The 15,062-nt window shown below is 54.4% G+C and carries 17 protein-coding genes and 1 other RNA gene; 15 read left to right on the top strand and 3 right to left on the bottom strand.

Features of this window, described 5'->3' with window-relative positions; all coding sequences use genetic code 11:
* The first annotated feature begins 2 nt into the window (after positions 1–2).
* From QVG21_RS04795 to rnpB, 5 genes are all read left to right on the top strand, one after another.
* A complete protein-coding gene (locus QVG21_RS04795; protein WP_287922699.1) occupies positions 3–749 on the top strand; it encodes a tetratricopeptide repeat protein in 747 nt (248 codons plus the stop codon).
* Positions 750–800: 51 nt separating this feature from the next.
* Positions 801–1,157, top strand: a complete 357-nt coding sequence (locus tag QVG21_RS04800) for a four helix bundle protein (protein WP_287922700.1) — start codon at positions 801–803, stop codon at positions 1,155–1,157.
* A gap of 37 nt (positions 1,158–1,194) precedes the next feature.
* On the top strand, positions 1,195–2,187 hold the full coding sequence (locus QVG21_RS04805) for a vWA domain-containing protein (protein ID WP_287922702.1): 993 nt from the start codon (positions 1,195–1,197) through the stop codon (positions 2,185–2,187).
* Between the two features lie 4 nt (positions 2,188–2,191).
* Complete coding sequence (locus QVG21_RS04810) at positions 2,192–3,211, top strand: VWA domain-containing protein (protein ID WP_287922704.1); 1,020 nt, start codon at positions 2,192–2,194, stop codon at positions 3,209–3,211.
* A 123-nt stretch (positions 3,212–3,334) separates the two neighbouring features.
* An RNA gene (rnpB, locus tag QVG21_RS04815) (RNase P RNA component class A) lies at positions 3,335–3,700 on the top strand.
* A gap of 43 nt (positions 3,701–3,743) precedes the next feature.
* On the opposite strand, the gene QVG21_RS04820 is transcribed toward rnpB, so the two are convergent.
* From QVG21_RS04820 to QVG21_RS04830, 3 genes are all read right to left on the bottom strand, one after another.
* Complete coding sequence (locus QVG21_RS04820; protein ID WP_287922706.1) at positions 3,744–4,322, bottom strand: hypothetical protein; 579 nt, start codon at positions 4,320–4,322, stop codon at positions 3,744–3,746.
* On the bottom strand, positions 4,319–4,633 hold the full coding sequence (locus QVG21_RS04825) for a hypothetical protein (protein ID WP_251214929.1): 315 nt from the start codon (positions 4,631–4,633) through the stop codon (positions 4,319–4,321). The genes QVG21_RS04820 and QVG21_RS04825 overlap by 4 nt, the downstream gene beginning before the upstream one ends.
* Positions 4,634–4,815: 182 nt before the next feature.
* Positions 4,816–5,394 carry a flavin reductase family protein gene (locus QVG21_RS04830; RefSeq protein ID WP_287922708.1) on the bottom strand — a complete coding sequence of 193 codons (579 nt, stop codon included), beginning with the start codon at positions 5,392–5,394 and terminating at the stop codon, positions 4,816–4,818.
* 97 nt (positions 5,395–5,491) lie between these two features.
* Here QVG21_RS04830 and QVG21_RS04835 point away from each other — a divergent pair, with 97 nt between their 5' ends.
* The 10 genes from QVG21_RS04835 to QVG21_RS04880 all read left to right on the top strand — a co-directional run bounded on the left by QVG21_RS04835 (position 5,492) and on the right by QVG21_RS04880 (position 15,052).
* On the top strand, positions 5,492–6,397 hold the full coding sequence (locus tag QVG21_RS04835; RefSeq protein ID WP_287922710.1) for a tyrosine-type recombinase/integrase: 906 nt from the start codon (positions 5,492–5,494) through the stop codon (positions 6,395–6,397).
* A 19-nt stretch (positions 6,398–6,416) separates the two neighbouring features.
* On the top strand, positions 6,417–6,713 hold the full coding sequence (gene hpf / locus QVG21_RS04840; protein ID WP_251214926.1) for a ribosome hibernation-promoting factor, HPF/YfiA family: 297 nt from the start codon (positions 6,417–6,419) through the stop codon (positions 6,711–6,713).
* A 138-nt stretch (positions 6,714–6,851) separates the two neighbouring features.
* Positions 6,852–8,174 (top strand): MATE family efflux transporter, encoded by a 1,323-nt coding sequence (locus QVG21_RS04845; RefSeq protein ID WP_287922712.1) that lies wholly within the window; start codon positions 6,852–6,854, stop codon positions 8,172–8,174.
* A gap of 239 nt (positions 8,175–8,413) precedes the next feature.
* Positions 8,414–9,715, top strand: coding sequence for a site-specific integrase (locus QVG21_RS04850; protein ID WP_287922714.1), 1,302 nt, complete (start codon positions 8,414–8,416; stop codon positions 9,713–9,715).
* Positions 9,716–9,837: 122 nt separating this feature from the next.
* The gene (locus QVG21_RS04855) at positions 9,838–11,505 is read left to right on the top strand and encodes a DUF8451 domain-containing protein (protein WP_287922716.1); all 1,668 of its coding nucleotides are present in this window, start codon (positions 9,838–9,840) and stop codon (positions 11,503–11,505) included.
* A gap of 139 nt (positions 11,506–11,644) precedes the next feature.
* Positions 11,645–12,067, top strand: coding sequence for a hypothetical protein (locus tag QVG21_RS04860; RefSeq protein ID WP_287922717.1), 423 nt, complete (start codon positions 11,645–11,647; stop codon positions 12,065–12,067).
* A gap of 255 nt (positions 12,068–12,322) precedes the next feature.
* Positions 12,323–12,607: a helix-turn-helix domain-containing protein gene (locus QVG21_RS04865; RefSeq protein ID WP_287922719.1), complete on the top strand. Its 285-nt coding sequence runs from the start codon at positions 12,323–12,325 to the stop codon at positions 12,605–12,607.
* A gap of 46 nt (positions 12,608–12,653) precedes the next feature.
* A complete protein-coding gene (locus QVG21_RS04870; protein ID WP_287922721.1) occupies positions 12,654–13,541 on the top strand; it encodes a DUF8464 domain-containing protein in 888 nt (295 codons plus the stop codon).
* Between the two features lie 82 nt (positions 13,542–13,623).
* On the top strand, positions 13,624–13,980 hold the full coding sequence (locus tag QVG21_RS04875; RefSeq protein ID WP_287922723.1) for a plasmid mobilization protein: 357 nt from the start codon (positions 13,624–13,626) through the stop codon (positions 13,978–13,980).
* Positions 13,970–15,052, top strand: coding sequence for a relaxase/mobilization nuclease domain-containing protein (locus tag QVG21_RS04880; protein ID WP_287922725.1), 1,083 nt, complete (start codon positions 13,970–13,972; stop codon positions 15,050–15,052). Before QVG21_RS04875 ends, QVG21_RS04880 begins: the two co-directional genes overlap by 11 nt.
* Positions 15,053–15,062 lie beyond the last annotated feature (10 nt).

Raw genomic sequence — 15,062 nt, forward strand, 5'->3', positions numbered from 1 at the left:
CCATGCAACGATTCCTGTACATCCTTTTTCTTTTCGCTTTCTTGAGTGCTTCGGCCCAGCAGATGCCCGAACGGCGCGAGGTGCGCAAGGGCAACCGCAGTTACCACAAGGGCGACTACCAGAAAGCCGTCGAGCGCTACACGCAGGCGCTGACCTATGCGCCCGGTTCGTTCGAGGGGACCTACAACCTCGGCAGCGCCCTCTGCAAGGCCGAAATGTTCGACAAGGCCGAGCAGACCATGGCCCGCGCCGCGGCCGATACGCTCCGCACGGACGAGGAGCGCGCCCAAGCGTTTTATAATTTAGGCAACGCCCAGTTCCTGCAAAAGAAATACAAGGAAGCGCTCGAAAGCTACCGCCGTTCGCTGTTGCTCGACCCGGCGGATATGGAGGCCAAATACAACTACGCCTATACCAAGAAGCTCTTGGACGAAAACGAAAATCAAAACAGCGAAAACAATAACAACCAGCAACAAGAACAAGACGAGAATCAGCAAGAACAATCACAAGATAACAACCAAGAACAACAAGATAGCGACAAGGAAGAACAAGACGGCCAACAAGACCCCTCGGAATCGGACCAAAACGACAAAAACAACAACGAAGGCCAAGAGCAGCCCGTGCCCGCCGGAATTTCCGAGCAGGAGCAGCAGCAGATGCTCGACGCCATCCAGGCCCAGGAAGATAAAACCCAGGAAAAGCTCAAGGAAAAGCAGGGCGTCATCGTCCGCGGCGGAAAAAACTGGTAGCCTGTCCCAAATTAAAAATTAAAAATTAAGAATTAAAAATGAAAAATCAGCGTGAAACCCGATAATATCGTTCTTACGAAAAGTTTGAATTTCGCGGTCCGCATCGTCAATCTGTACAAATACATAACAAGCACGCATAACGAATACGTTCTCTCGAAACAACTTCTGAAAAGCGGGACCAGCATAGGCGCGAATATCCGCGAGGCTATCGGCGGGCAGTCCCCGAACGACTTCACGGCCAAAATGCACATCGCATTGAAAGAAGCATACGAAACGGAATATTGGTTGGAACTTCTTTCCAGAACAGGATATTTGAAAGAAACGGAATTCGACCACATATTCAAGGATTGCCGGGAGCTCACGAATTTATTGGCCAGTATCGTCAAGACGATGAAAGACAGGAAATGATTTTTAATTCTTAATTTTTCATTTTTAATTGCAAAATATGACTTTCCACAACCCCCATATTCTCTGGCTGTTGCTGCTTCTGCTGCCGATGATCGGCTACTACGTGTGGCGGACGCTGCAAGGCGGCGCGGCCATCCGGATTTCGACCGTCGAAGGGGCGGAGCAGGCGCCGAAGACCGTCCGTTATTACCTGCGGCACCTGCCGTTCGCCCTGCGTGCCGCGGCGGTCGGTCTGATTATCGTGGCGCTGGCACGGCCGCAGGATGCCGAACAATATTCCAACACTTCGACCGAGGGCATCGACATCCTGCTCGCCCTCGACGTCTCGGGGTCGATGCTCGCGCGCGACTTCCGGCCCGACCGCATCACGGCAGCCAAGGAGGTGGCCGGGTCGTTCATCGCCGACCGCTGCGGCGACCGCATCGGGTTGGTCGTATTCGCAGGCGAAGCCTACACCCAAAGTCCGCTCACCACCGACCAGGGCACGCTCCAAACGCTCCTCGGCCGCATCCGCAGCGGCATCATCGAGGACGGCACCGCCATCGGCAACGGGCTCGCCACGGCCATCAACCGCCTGCGCGAAAGCGACGCCAAGTCCAAGGTGGTCATCCTGCTCACCGACGGCGTGAACAACCGCGGCGAAATCGCCCCGCTCACGGCCGCCGAAATCGCCAAGGCGCAGGGCATCCGCGTCTACACCATCGGCGTCGGCACCCGCGGCATGGCGCCCTATCCCGCCGCCGACATCTACGGCAACCCGACGGGCGGCACCGTCATGGCCAAGGTCGAAATCGACGAGAAAACCCTCACTTCGATTGCCGAGCTCACGGGCGGCCGCTACTTCCGGGCTACCGACAAGGCGACGCTCAAGGCCATCTACGACGAAATCAACCAGCTCGAAAAAAGCAAGGTCGAGGTGACCGAACACGTTGTTTACCACGAGCTTTTCGTCCGGTGGCTTCTGTGGGCCGCCGCGCTGCTGGCCGCCGAATTCCTGCTCGCGACGCTCGTTTTCAAACGCATTCCCTAAAGCCATGTTCCGATTCGCCCACCCCCAATACCTTTGGCTCCTGGCCGCCGTCCCCGCATTCGTCGTGCTCTTCTGGCTGGCGGCCCGCAGCCGTCGGCGCCGCCTGGCCCGCTTCGGGTGCGAAGCCACGCTCCGCGAGCTGATGCCCGAAGTTTCGTCCGGACGCATCGCCTTGAAGTTCATCCTTTTATGCACAGCTTTCGCCTTGCTCGCGCTGGCGGCCGCACGGCCGCAGTTCGGGTCCAAGCTCCGCGAAGAGAAGACGCAGGGCATCGAAATGATGCTGGCCGTCGACGTCTCCAATTCGATGTTGGCCGAAGACTTCGAGCCCAACCGGCTGGAACGGACCAAGTATGCCATCGGCAAACTCTTCGACGGACTGCGGCAGGACCGTGTGGGGTTGGTGGTCTTCGCCGGAGAGCCCAAGGTGCAGCTGCCCATCACGTCGGACTACCGCATGGCCCGGGCGTTCGCCCGCCGCATCGACCCCTCGCTCGTCACGGTCCAGGGTACGGCCGTGGGCAAGGCGCTGGAACAGTCGCTGCTGGCCTTTTCGGGCAATACCGAAGAAGCCCGCAGCCGGGTCATCGTGCTGATTACCGACGGCGAGAACCACGACGACGACGCGCTGGCCGTCGCCCGGCGGGCCGCCGAAATGGGGGTCCGCATCTACACCGTCGGCATCGGCACGCCCGAGGGGGCGCCCATCCGCATCGGCGGCGACTTCATCAAGGACGAAAAGGGCGACATGGTGGTCTCGAAGCTCAATGAGAAGATGCTTGCCGAAATCGCCGACCTGACGGACGGCGTCTACGTCCGGTCGACGAAGCAGTCCATCGGGCTCGACGAAATCGTGCGGAGCATCAACGAAATGGAGCGGTCCGAACTTTCGACCGTCCGCTTCGAGGAGTACGACGAACAATACCGCGGCCTGCTCGCCGCGGCCTTCGTATTGCTGTTGTTGGAGTTCTTCCTCCTCGACCGCCGCAATCCCCTGCTTGCGAGGTTCAATATTTTCAATTAAGAATTATTTGCGATTCCGGCAATACAGCGGCCCTCAAAAATCCGCTTGCCGAAAATGACATCGACAAAAAATGATTCCCAATTTTTCATTTTTAATTTTTCATTTTTAATTCTTAATTTTGCCCCGCAGGCCCGCTCTGTCGCCGCCGGGTAACCGGGGGAGGAAAGTCCGGGCAACACAGAGCGCCGCGCAAGCTAACGACTTGATACCCGTGAGGGTATGGGAGCGTAACAGAGAACGACCGCCCGCCGGGTTTCCGGTTGGTAAGGGTGAAAAGGCGGGGTAAGAGCCCACCGCGGGGGCAGCGATGCCGCCCGGCCGTACGTCCCGCGGGTTGCAAGACCGTGTATACCGGCAAACGAGGGTTGCTCGCCCGATGCCGGGGGGTAGGTTGCTGGAGACGGCGGGTGACCGCCGCCGTAGATAAATGACAGGGGCCCGGGACGCAAGCCCCGGGAACAGAACCCGGCTTACAGGGCCTGCAAAAACAAGAAGCTGCTATCCGAAGATAGCAGCTTCTTTCGTCTCCGCTTCAGAGCCATCGGCGAATCCCTGCGAATACCGCGGCACAGCACACGGCGCCGGCAACGAACCACCAGCGGCCGCACGAGCGCGCAGGCGCTGCCACGGTTTCGGTCCGGGATTCCCGCCGGATGCTGTCGGCCGTCTGTGTCCGATACTCCGAACATCGGGTCGCTGCCGAATCGCGTTGCCGGCGGATTTCGGTCCGGACGGTCCGGACCACCTTGCGCGGCAGGCTGTCGCTGCGGGCCGTAACAACCAGCGTGTCGCCGCGCCGCCGTGTCTCGACCGCCAAAGGGCCCTCCCGCGCAACGAACCGGGCCCCTTCGGGCAACTCCTGCAAAGCCGCCAGCGGAACAGCGGCCGCAACCTCCCGGGCCGGAACAGGCTCGGAATCCACAATGATTTCTTCGCGGAGCACCTCCTCGCCCGCCCGATACGACGATGCGGCCGACGAACGGAGTTCCTTGCTCCGTTGCGACACAGCCCGATGCGCCGTCCGGGCATTGCTCCGCGAAGCAGCGCACGAAACGGCCGATGCGGCCAGCCATCCGGCCAGCAGCCACAGCAAAAAAGAATTCGGTTTCATAGTTTTATTCGGTTGAAAAGTCGGGGACTGATTCTGCGGCGCAGGTCTTCGACTTCGCGGGTCAGCCGGTCGACCTTGGCCAGCAGCGTCTGCTGGGCAACCTGCCATTGGGCTTTCTCCTGCCGCAGCATGACATTTTCCTGCAAAACCTGATTGTACTTTTCGCTCAGCAGGTCGATGGACCGCTGCATTTCGGCCAAAAAATCGTTGTCGCGCCGGCGCCGGCCTACGAACCACGAAACGGCCGCGCCCAAGAATCCGCTCGGCAGGGCGAACGCAAGCAGTTCGCCGAGCCACGAAAAATCGGTCATGGATAAAAATTTTGAATGTTTTCGATGAAGCCGCTTCCGCAGCGGCACCCAAATCCGGCGCAGACCGGAAGAACTCCGGCCGCAGGGCGAACGCCCGTACAAATATACTATCGCAAAAGCCCCTTGTCAAGAGCGGAGCCCCGGAAAAATTTTCCGGGGCTCCGTATCAGGAAGTTACAAGGTTATTTTTTCGGCGACGGTTTCTTGCGCACCGACCACCCGAAGTGGCCGAGCGCCTGCCCCAGCCCGAAATATTCGCCGTGGGAGTAGACAATCGGGCAAGCCTTTTCCAAGCAGAACTTCCCGCTCTGCGGGTCGATATACGCGGCGTCGGCCTGCACCCCGACGACCTCGGCGACGAACATGTCGTGCGAGCCCAGCGGCACCACCTGCCGCACCTGGCATTCGATATTGACGGGCGATTCCTCGACAATCGGCGCCGCCACATGCAGCGCCTTGCCGGGCGTCAGCCCCATTTCGCGGAACTTGTCGTAATCGCGTCCCGAGCGCACGCCGCACCAGTCGGCAGCCCGGGCCAGCCGCTCGGTCGTCAGGTTGATGACGAATTCGCCCGTGCGGCGGATGATTTCATAGGAGTGACGTTCGGGCCGCACCGAGATATAGCACATCGGCGGGTCGGAACATACAGTTCCGGTCCATGCCACGGTCAGCATGTTGTATTCTTCGGGCGTAGCACCGCAACTCACCAGCACGGCAGGCAGCGGATAAAGCACCGTGCCGGGTTTCCAATTCTCTTTCATAAGGACAAAGATAGCGCAAGTCGGATGGAAAAGCAAACCGGCTTTTATATAGAGCCTATTTTCAATAAAGCTACGAAAAATTCGTTATATTTGCTCCATGCTCGCCGATTTCATCCGCTATTTGGAGGCCGAACGCCGCTATTCGCCCCTCACCGTGCGCAATTACCGCCGCGACGTAGAGAATTTCATGGCGTGGCTCGGCACCGACGACGCCCGTTTCGACCCGCGGGAAGTGACCGTAGGCCATATCCGCGAGTGGATCATCTTCCGCACCGAGCAGGGCGGCATCGGCGCCGCCACCATGAACCGCGAGCTCTCATCGCTGCGGACCCTTTTTCGCTGGCTGCACCGCACGGGCGCCGTCGACAAGGACGTGCTGCGGCCCCTCGCTTCGCTCAAGACCTCGCGCCGCCTGCCTGCCTTCGTGCCCGAAAGCCGCATGTCGGCCATCGTCAGCGAATGCGGGTTCGACAGCGACGAGTTCCTCACCGAGCGCAATTCGCTGGCCGTGCTGCTTTTCTATTCGTGCGGCCTGCGCCTGGCCGAATTGGTGGGCATCGACCGCGACGACCTTTCGGCCGACGGAACGTCGCTGCGCATCCGCGGCAAGGGCGACAAGGAGCGCATGGTACCCATTCTGGAGGAGGTGCGCGACAAAATCCGACACTATCTGCGCGTTATCGAACGGCAGAAAATTTGCAAATCCCAAGAAAAAGCACTATTTTTAACTCAGCAAGGAAAGCGCATTTCCCGCACGACGGTTTACCGGCTTGTCCAGGACGAACTGACCCGTGCAGGAGTACAGGGCAAAAAGAGCCCCCACGTGCTCCGGCATACGTTCGCCACCCACCTGATGAACGGCGGCGCCGACATGCGCGAGATACAGGAGCTGCTGGGCCACGCGTCGTTGCAGGCCACGCAGGTCTACACCCACAACAGCATCGCCCGACTGAGAGAGATTTATGCCAAAGCCCATCCCCGGGAGCAGAAGGGGAATAAGTAAAACATTAAAAACCAAGGCTATGAACGTGCAGATTCAATCCGTCAGATTCGACGCCGACAAGCGGCTGGTCGAATTCGTGAATGCCAAGATGGCGAAGTTGGACCGTTTCGCCGAGCGCTCCACAGGCGCCGAGGTCATTCTCAAGCTCGATAAGGACTACGAAAAAGGCAACAAGATAGCCACCATCACGCTCCGCATGCCGGGCGAGGATTTGGTCGCCAGCCACCAGGCCAAGACGTTCGAGGAGGCGGTCGACGAGGCTATCGACGCCCTCAAACACCAGTTGGACAAGTTCAAGGCGAAGGTCGAGAAGTAGGCTTTCCCGCCCCATCCGCAGCGGCCGTCTTTTCGCAAGACGGCCGTTGTTTTGTCCGGTGGCGAAACTCCGGAAAACAGCGACGAAACCGACCGAACACTGCATGAATTTCCCCGAAAAGCGTATCTTTGCGGCGCCATGCCTTTTTCCGACAGAGAGATACTGAAAATCACCTTTCCGGTCTTGCTGAGCCTGCTCATGGAACAGCTTATCGGACTGACCGATACGGCCTATCTGGGCCGCGTCGGCGAGACCGAGCTGGGGGCCGCCGCGCTGGCCGGCATCTTCTACCTGGTCATCTTCATGCTCGGGTTCGGGTTCAGTATCGGCGCGCAGGTGCTGATGGCACGGCGCAACGGCGAAAAGGACTACCGCGGCATCGGCCCGATTTTCACGCAGGGCATGGGATTTCTGCTCCTGCTGGCAGCCCTGCTTTTCGCCGCGTCACGGCTGTGGGCTCCCCGGCTGCTGCGGCTGCTGATCGAATCCGACCAGGTCTACGCCGCCGCCGTAAGTTATCTGAACTGGCGCGTCTACGGTTTCTTCTTCTCGTTCGCCGCCGCCATGTTCCGGGCTTTCTACGTCGCCACGACCCGCACGCGCATACTGACGAGCAATTCGGTCGTCATGGTCCTTACCAACGTCGTGCTCAACTACATGCTGATTTTCGGCAAATGCGGGTTCCCCGCCCTGGGCATCGCCGGCGCGGCCATCGCTTCGGCGCTTTCGGAGGGCGTCTCGGTACTTTTCTTCGTCCTCTACACCCGGTTGCGGACCGACCATAGGCGCTACGGGCTGTTCCGTTGGCAGGGCCTCGATTTCCCGTTGCTGGGCCGCATTCTCGGCGTCTCGGTGTGGATCATGGCGCAGGAGGGTTTCGCGTTTTTCGCGTGGCTCTTTTTCTTCGTCGCCATCGAGCATCTGGGCGAGCGGCCGCTGGCCGTTTCCAATATCGTGCGCAGCGTCTCGTCGTTCATCTTCATGTTCGTCAACGCGTTCGCTTCGACCGCCAGTTCGTTGGTCAGCAACCTCATCGGCGCCGGACAAGGCAGCAACGTGTTGGCGTTGTGCCGCCGCATGATTCGGCTTTGTTATCTCTTCGTGCTGCCCATAGTGGTCCTCGCGTTCCTCTTTCCGGAGCCCGTGCTGCGCATCTATACCGACAATACCGAGTTGATAGCCGCTTCGGTCGCATCTCTAAGGGTCATGCTCACGTCGTTCATCATCTGCGGGCCCGCCATCATCTACCAGTTCAGCGTCTCCGGTACGGGCGACACCCGCGCCGCCATGATTATCGTCACCCTCACCGCCGCCGTCTATATGGCTTATACCTGCCTCCTCGCTTTCGGGTTCCGCGCCGGCGTCGCCCTTTGTTGGTCCGCCGACCACGTTTATTACCTCGTCCTGCTCTCCTCCTATCTCTACCTCCGTTCCGGACGGTGGGTCCGCAAGGCCATTTGATACCCAATAAAATAGCATGGCGCGGTAGATTACTACCGCGCCATCTCTTCGAGGTCTGAAGCGGACGCCATAAAAATTAATTGATATTAATCTGTATTTATCTTATTTAATTTGTATTTCAGTATATTATGCGAATATCTTATTAATTGCGAGGTCTGGAAATTTTAGAAAATTTCGCTGACGCCGTACAAATGCCGTACAAATTTCTATCTTTGCGGCAGAAATAAAATTTGTCGCATATGGCAACTTTCGCATATCGTATTCGCACGACGAAGAAAAGCACACTGACGAAAGTGTATCTTCGTTTCAATGTCGACCGGCATACTTCATTCTATGCCGAATCTCAATATGTCGTGTGGGCGGATGCTTGGGACAACAAAAAACAGACGGTTAAAAGCCGTTACGCCTTTACGGATGATTTCACCGAGCAGCAGGGGCGTGAACTGACGAAGAACCTGTCGGAGTTGCGCAGTTTCATTCTCGGAGAGATGGCGAAAGACCCCGAACATGCGATGACGAAAACGAAACTGGAAAAGATTGTTTACAGTTTCCATCACCCGCGCAGTGCATCCGGTGGCCGCAACATACGCAGTCGGGAATCGTTGACCGACTACATAGCCCGTTATACGCACGAAATGGAAGCCGGCACAAGGCTCAACATTCACAAACTGCGCTACGGAGCATCGACAATCAAGAACTACAAAGGGTTTATCATTCAGTTCGACGAGTTCTGCAAGGCGAAGCGGAAGCGATTCGACTTCGGCGACATCGACCTGAAATTCTACGACGATTTCGTAGCGTGGTTTACAGCGAAGGATTACTCGATCAATACCATCGGCCGTCATGTCAAGGAGTTGAAAATCATCATGCGGGCCGCACGTGAAGAGGGGCTGCACGACAACGGCTTGATTGAAAGCCGCAAATTCCGTGTGTTGACTGCCGATGTCGAGAATATCTATTTGACCGAATCGGAAATCCGCGCTATTGCCGACCTCGATTTGTCGAACAATAGACACAAAGATGTTGCCCGCGATGTATTTTTGGTCGGTTGCTATACGGCACAGCGGTTCAGCGACTACTCGACTATCAACGAGGGCAATATCCGCACGTTGGAAAGTGGGCAACGGGTCATCGACCTCAAGCAGCAGAAAACAGGCAATCACGTCGTCATCCCCATTCGGCCCGAATTGCAGGCGATATTGGACAAGTACGAAAACCGTTTGCCGAAGGCCTATGAACAGAAAGTAAACAAATTCATCAAGGAGGTTGCCCGCGAGGCAGGTATCACGGAGAAAATCGAAGTGTCATACGTCGAAAACGGGGAAAAGAAGACGCATCTGGTTGATAAATGCGATTTGGTAAAGACCCACACAGCACGTCGCAGCGGAGCGACGAATATGTACTTGGCGGGCATCCCAACCATCGCCATCATGAAAATCACGGGACACAAGACTGAAAAGGAGTTCATGAAATATATCAAGATTACAGAAGAACAGACCGCAATGGAGTTGATGAATCATCCGTATTTCAGCGGTAGGTAATTCGAAATGCTACCGCCGTAAAATTTACCGCGGTAACAAAATGTCAAACAAATTCCGGCATGGACGGTTGTTGCTCCTATTATTCGCGAATAAATTGTAACTTTACAGAAAATTAGAAATATATGACGGTTGAGGAACTGACAAACATACTCGATTCATTACTGAATCTACCTGCGGAAACGGAGGTGGTGGAGTTTAAGAAAGCGTCCAATGGGTTCGGAGATCAGGAGCTGGGACAATACTTCTCGGCATTGAGCAACGAAGCCAATCTGAAAGGCATGTCGCACGCATGGCTGGTTTTCGGCGTGGAGAATCATACGCACGAGGTTGTCGGCAGCCAATACAAGAATAGCCGTCCGGCTCTCGATGCGATGAAGAAAAAGATCGCCGATCAGACTACGGGCCGGCATACTTTCGTCGAGATACATGAATTGCGGTACAAGAACGGCAAAAGAGTTGTGATGTTCGAAATACCGCCCGCTCCGCAGGGTATTCCGATTGACTATCAAGGCCATTATTACGGTCGAGACGGAGAATCTTTGCAGGCGTTGAGTATGGACAAAATTGAAAGAATCAGGAATCAGGTTCGTTTGAAGGATTGGAGCGCGGAAATAATCGAAGACGCCTCGTTGGAGGACTTGGATTCGGCGGCCATTGTCAAGGCAAGGGAGTTGTACACGAACGCCCACAAGGACAAGACCGACGAGATTGCATCGTGGGACGACACGACCTTTTTGAATAAGGCGAAACTGACGATTCGAGGAAAAATTACCAATACGGCAATCGTGCTGCTCGGCAAAGAGGAGAGCGAGCACCTGATCTCTCCCGCGGTAGCTAAAATCAAATGGATCTTGCGCGGACAAAACAATATCGAGCGCGACTATATGATTGCCTCCTGTCCGTTCATTCTGGCTGTCGACAGAATATACGACAAGATTCGCAATCTGAAATACCGCTACATCAATCCGGAATATAAAACACTCTTTCCCGAAGAGATCGACACCTACGAGCCGTATGTCATTCGCGAGGCATTGAACAACGCTATCGCCCATCAGGATTATACGCTTGGCGGTCAGATCAACGTGGTGGAATACGACGACAAGTTGGTATTCTCGAACAAAGGATCGTTCATCCCGGGCAATATCGAACGAGTGCTCGTCAGTGATGCTCCCGAGGAGCGATACAGAAATCAATTTTTGGTAACGGCCATGGTCGGTTTGAAAATGGTCGATACGATCGGCAGCGGCATCCGCAAGATGTACAATTATCAAAGACAGCGACTGTTTCCTCTGCCGGACTACAATTTGACCGACAATCGGGTTGAAGTTACCATAACGGGTAAAATTCTCGATATGAACTACGCCAATATTCTGGCGGGAAATACCGATTTGCATCTGCTCGATATCGAATTGCTGAACCGCGTGCAGCTGGGGAAACCGTTATCCGATGACGAGATCGTCCGATTGAGAAGCAAACATTTGATTGAAGGCCGCAAGCCCAAAGTCTATATTGCGAAACATATCGCCCAAAAAGTCGGACAAAAAATTGAGTATTCGGAGCATAAAGGACTTGGAAATAAAAGTTGCGAAGAGTTTTTGATGACGGCATTGCGCGATCACAAATCGTTGTCGCGCAAAGAAATCGATAAGCTACTGTGGAATCTCCTTTCCGACCTGCTTACTGACAGACAGAAAAAAGATAAGATTACGAATCTTTTGGCAAAATTAAAGAGGCAGGGCAAGATAAGAAATGAATCGCAAGGCCCGAATTCAGATTGGTTTAATGTTTAATTTTTACACGCTTTTACACGCTTTTTTACATACTTATTTCTTTTAATGTTTTGCTTATATGCTGTGTATTAGGTGATTAAAAGCGTGTAGAAATGTTTGGGTAGAGAGAAAATATACCCCCCCCTAAAAAATATAGATAATGTCCCGTCGTCGCAAAATAGAAATCAAAGCTTCCGAACTGGCGTGCTTCGACACGCTGGTCGAGGCATTGCGCTCCCGGCCGGAGTTTGCGGACTTCGACCCGGCAAGTCTGCGCGTGTGGGCGTACGAAAGTTATGAACAAGAACTGAAAAACGCGGATAAAGCGATTCGGCATTTTGACCGCTGGCTATATATCTGCAAGGACAAAAACGAGCTGCCGGCATTCGTCGGCGGGCGGCCGATGAACAAAAAGGAGTTGGCCGCCGCATTGGGTATCACCCGTCCGACACTCTACCGTTGGCTGAGTAGCAAGTGGTTCGAGGGCTGTCGCGACGAACGGATGTCTCGGGATGAATATTACTCTTCGTCGGCCGTTCGCGAAGCACTGCAAAGGTATCTTGCCAGAGACCAAAGCGAATAACGCTTAAAAACCTCCAAACCGTTTTGCAGGGAGCACGAGTCGTTGCTCCCTGTTTTTTATGATTTTTTAATCACTTTACACGCGGCATTTTATTGTGCCAATCTCCGCAATTTATGGAAATCCGCCTCAAAAAACGAGATAATTATCCGTGGATTTTCCTAACTTGACATCGTGTGTCTTCGCATTGTAACACAATTACTTATTTTAGTCAGTTCCGATAAACGTATTCCTTTGCAGCGTTAAATCGCAAGAATTATGGCAAAGGAAATTTATCTGAACGGCATGACTGCCGACCAACTCTCGGAGATGATTCGGGAGTCCCTGCGCGACGAACTGCAACAGCTGCGTCCCATACATCCGAAAACCGACACGAAGTACCTCACGCGGCATGAAACCGCCCGCCGTCTGCGCATCTCGCTCGTGACGCTCACCGACTGGGTGAACCACGGTAAAATCTGCGCCCACAAAATCGGCGGGCGTGTCCTGTTTCGCAACAGCGATGTCGAAGCAGCACTGAATCGAATTGTTCCCATTAAATAATTCAGTGAAAGAATAAATATTTCTCTTTTCACTGAACATAGATTTTATGAAAACGATTCAAGCTATCAAACGCCTTCCCATTCGGACCTACCTTGCTGAACGGGGTTTGTACCCGACCAAAGACAATCCGCGATACGGTCTTTATCTTTCACCGCTGCGCAAAGAACATACGCCGAGTTTCAAGGTGGACTACATGCAGAATCTGTGGTATGACTTCGGGCTGGGTGCGGGCGGTTCGATTATCGACCTTGTGATGCGATTGGAGCGGTGCAATTTCACAGAGGCTGTCCAATTGCTTAGCTGCGGTGAGAGAACATCGATCGCGGTTCCCGTATCACCGTCGGTCTTGCCGACTGTTCCCGCGCTCCGCATGCTCTTCGACATCCCGCTCCGTCATTCGGCATTGGTCGGTTATCTTTCGTCGCGGGGAATCGACCCGGCAATCGCATCGGCCTGCTGCCGGGAAGTACATTATACCGTCGGCGGACGCAACTATTTCGCTGTCGGATTCCGCAACGATGCCAGCGGTTGGGAATTGCGTTCGGAATGCTTCAAGGGTTGTGTGTCGCCCAAACAGATTACGACGATCGACAACCGTTCCGATACCGTCGTCGCATTCGAGGGATTTATGGATTTCCTCTCCTACCTCTCGATGGAAAACCAATTACAAACCGATGCTGCAGTTCTGAACTCGGTTGTTAATCTGCCGAAAGCGATTCCGTTTCTCGACCGGCATACGACGATTCATGCGTTCTTTGATAATGACGAAGCGGGACGCAAAGCCACAGCTGATTTGAAACGGCTATGCCCGAACAGCTCCGTCATCGACCGGTCGCATCTTTATCGGAAGCATAAGGATTTGAACGAATATTGGCAGGCGAAACAGTCTCGACTGCATATTGCGCCCCAACGCAAACGAGGTATGAAAATGTAAGAAGGCAAGTTTGTGTTTTTGTCAGCCAAAAACTCGCCATGCGGCTCTCATCCCGTTGGTCTAACCCTTAAATATCGAATCCATGAAACACTCCAAACATACGGGCGGACGCCCGTCGCTGGGCAAGGCCCGAAAACAGGAATACCGCATAACCCTCCGTCTCGATACGGAGCATAAACTGCGACTTCAAGCATTGGCCCGTGCTGCCGGACGGCCGCGCACGGAAGTTCTCCGCCAGCTGATAGCCGCCGGTCGTGTGCGCGAGCGTCTGCGCCGCGAACATCTCGACTTCATGTCCCAGCTCAAAGGTATGACCCGCAACCTGAACCAACTAACCCGCCTTGCTCATGCAAAAGGATTGACGGAGATAGTGTCCCGTCATGCGGCTATTGTGGCAAGCATTGAAACTCTGTTAAGGAATTTTCGCGATGATAGGTAAAATCATCGCCGGAGCATCATTCGCAGGGACAGTCGGATATGTCATAAAAAAACAATCGCGGATATTGTCAGCCGATGGAGTAACCACGCCGAATGTTCGGGAGATGATACAGGACTTCAAAGACCAAACATTACTGAATCCGCGTATCAAGAATGCAGTCGGACATATTTCCCTTTCGTTTTCATCGAAAGATGCGCCGCGCATGACCGATGCGTTGATGACACAGATTACCAAAGAGTATATGCAGAAGATGAACATTACCGACACGCAGTATCTATTGGTGCGTCATCTCGACCAACCGCATCCGCACTGCCATTTGGTCTATAATCGAGTGGGGAATGACGGGCAAACCATTTCGGATAAGAACATCAAAATCCGAAATGCGAAAGTCTGTCGGGCATTGACCGAGAAATACGGATTGCATCTTGCACCGGGAAAAGAATCAGTACGCAGGGAGCGCCTGCGGGAACCCGACAAAACAAAGTATGAAATATACGACGCAATCAAAACGAATTTGCGGAATTGCGGCAGTTGGAGTGATTTAGAGCTTCGGCTGAAAGAGCGAGGTATTAGTATGCGCTACAAGTATTGCGGTTCAACCAATCAAAAGCAAGGAGTATTGTTCAGCAAGAACAGATTGGAGTTTTCAGGGTCGAAGATAGACCGACAATTCAGCTACTCGAAGTTGAATCGACACTTCACGCAAGCACAGCAACAAACCCGGCATCGGACAACACTTGCAAAGGGATTCCATGCGGCCATAGGCAATTATCGGTCGGCATACACCGTCCTATTCGGTCATACAGGCGGAAACGGGAATAAGGGGCCAATTGCTAGCGATTCGATAAACTTCGGAGGCAATATCGGAACATTGCCGTTACCGCCCAGCGATTCGACTGTCGGATTGTCGGCAACTCAACTCCAACGCAAACCCGGCGAAAGTCCCGAAGAACATATCACCCGCATTACGGCACTGCTCAACACCGTCGCTGAAGCAATGGCGGTAGCAGCCATGGAACAGAAGCGCAAGCTGCGAGATCGAAAAGCGAACAAACTAAAAATGAAGCTGTAAACTTAAATCG

Source organism: Alistipes sp. UBA6068 (assembly GCF_949428155.1).
Lineage (GTDB): Bacteria > Bacteroidota > Bacteroidia > Bacteroidales > Rikenellaceae > Alistipes > Alistipes muris.

Bases quoted from the DNA above. Each gene is read 5' to 3' on its own strand.
- QVG21_RS04795 (WP_287922699.1), top strand. From the start codon at position 3: ATGCAACGATTCCTGTACATCCTTTTTCTTTTCGCTTTCTTGAGTGCT.
- QVG21_RS04805 (WP_287922702.1), top strand. From the start codon at position 1,195: ATGACTTTCCACAACCCCCATATTCTCTGGCTGTTGCTGCTTCTGCTG.
- QVG21_RS04810 (WP_287922704.1), top strand. From the start codon at position 2,192: ATGTTCCGATTCGCCCACCCCCAATACCTTTGGCTCCTGGCCGCCGTC.
- QVG21_RS04820 (WP_287922706.1), bottom strand. From the start codon at position 4,322: ATGAAACCGAATTCTTTTTTGCTGTGGCTGCTGGCCGGATGGCTGGCC.
- QVG21_RS04825 (WP_251214929.1), bottom strand. From the start codon at position 4,633: ATGACCGATTTTTCGTGGCTCGGCGAACTGCTTGCGTTCGCCCTGCCG.
- QVG21_RS04830 (WP_287922708.1), bottom strand. From the start codon at position 5,394: ATGAAAGAGAATTGGAAACCCGGCACGGTGCTTTATCCGCTGCCTGCC.
- QVG21_RS04835 (WP_287922710.1), top strand. From the start codon at position 5,492: ATGCTCGCCGATTTCATCCGCTATTTGGAGGCCGAACGCCGCTATTCG.
- hpf (WP_251214926.1), top strand. From the start codon at position 6,417: ATGAACGTGCAGATTCAATCCGTCAGATTCGACGCCGACAAGCGGCTG.
- QVG21_RS04845 (WP_287922712.1), top strand. From the start codon at position 6,852: ATGCCTTTTTCCGACAGAGAGATACTGAAAATCACCTTTCCGGTCTTG.
- QVG21_RS04850 (WP_287922714.1), top strand. From the start codon at position 8,414: ATGGCAACTTTCGCATATCGTATTCGCACGACGAAGAAAAGCACACTG.
- QVG21_RS04855 (WP_287922716.1), top strand. From the start codon at position 9,838: ATGACGGTTGAGGAACTGACAAACATACTCGATTCATTACTGAATCTA.
- QVG21_RS04860 (WP_287922717.1), top strand. From the start codon at position 11,645: ATGTCCCGTCGTCGCAAAATAGAAATCAAAGCTTCCGAACTGGCGTGC.
- QVG21_RS04865 (WP_287922719.1), top strand. From the start codon at position 12,323: ATGGCAAAGGAAATTTATCTGAACGGCATGACTGCCGACCAACTCTCG.
- QVG21_RS04870 (WP_287922721.1), top strand. From the start codon at position 12,654: ATGAAAACGATTCAAGCTATCAAACGCCTTCCCATTCGGACCTACCTT.
- QVG21_RS04875 (WP_287922723.1), top strand. From the start codon at position 13,624: ATGAAACACTCCAAACATACGGGCGGACGCCCGTCGCTGGGCAAGGCC.
- QVG21_RS04880 (WP_287922725.1), top strand. From the start codon at position 13,970: ATGATAGGTAAAATCATCGCCGGAGCATCATTCGCAGGGACAGTCGGA.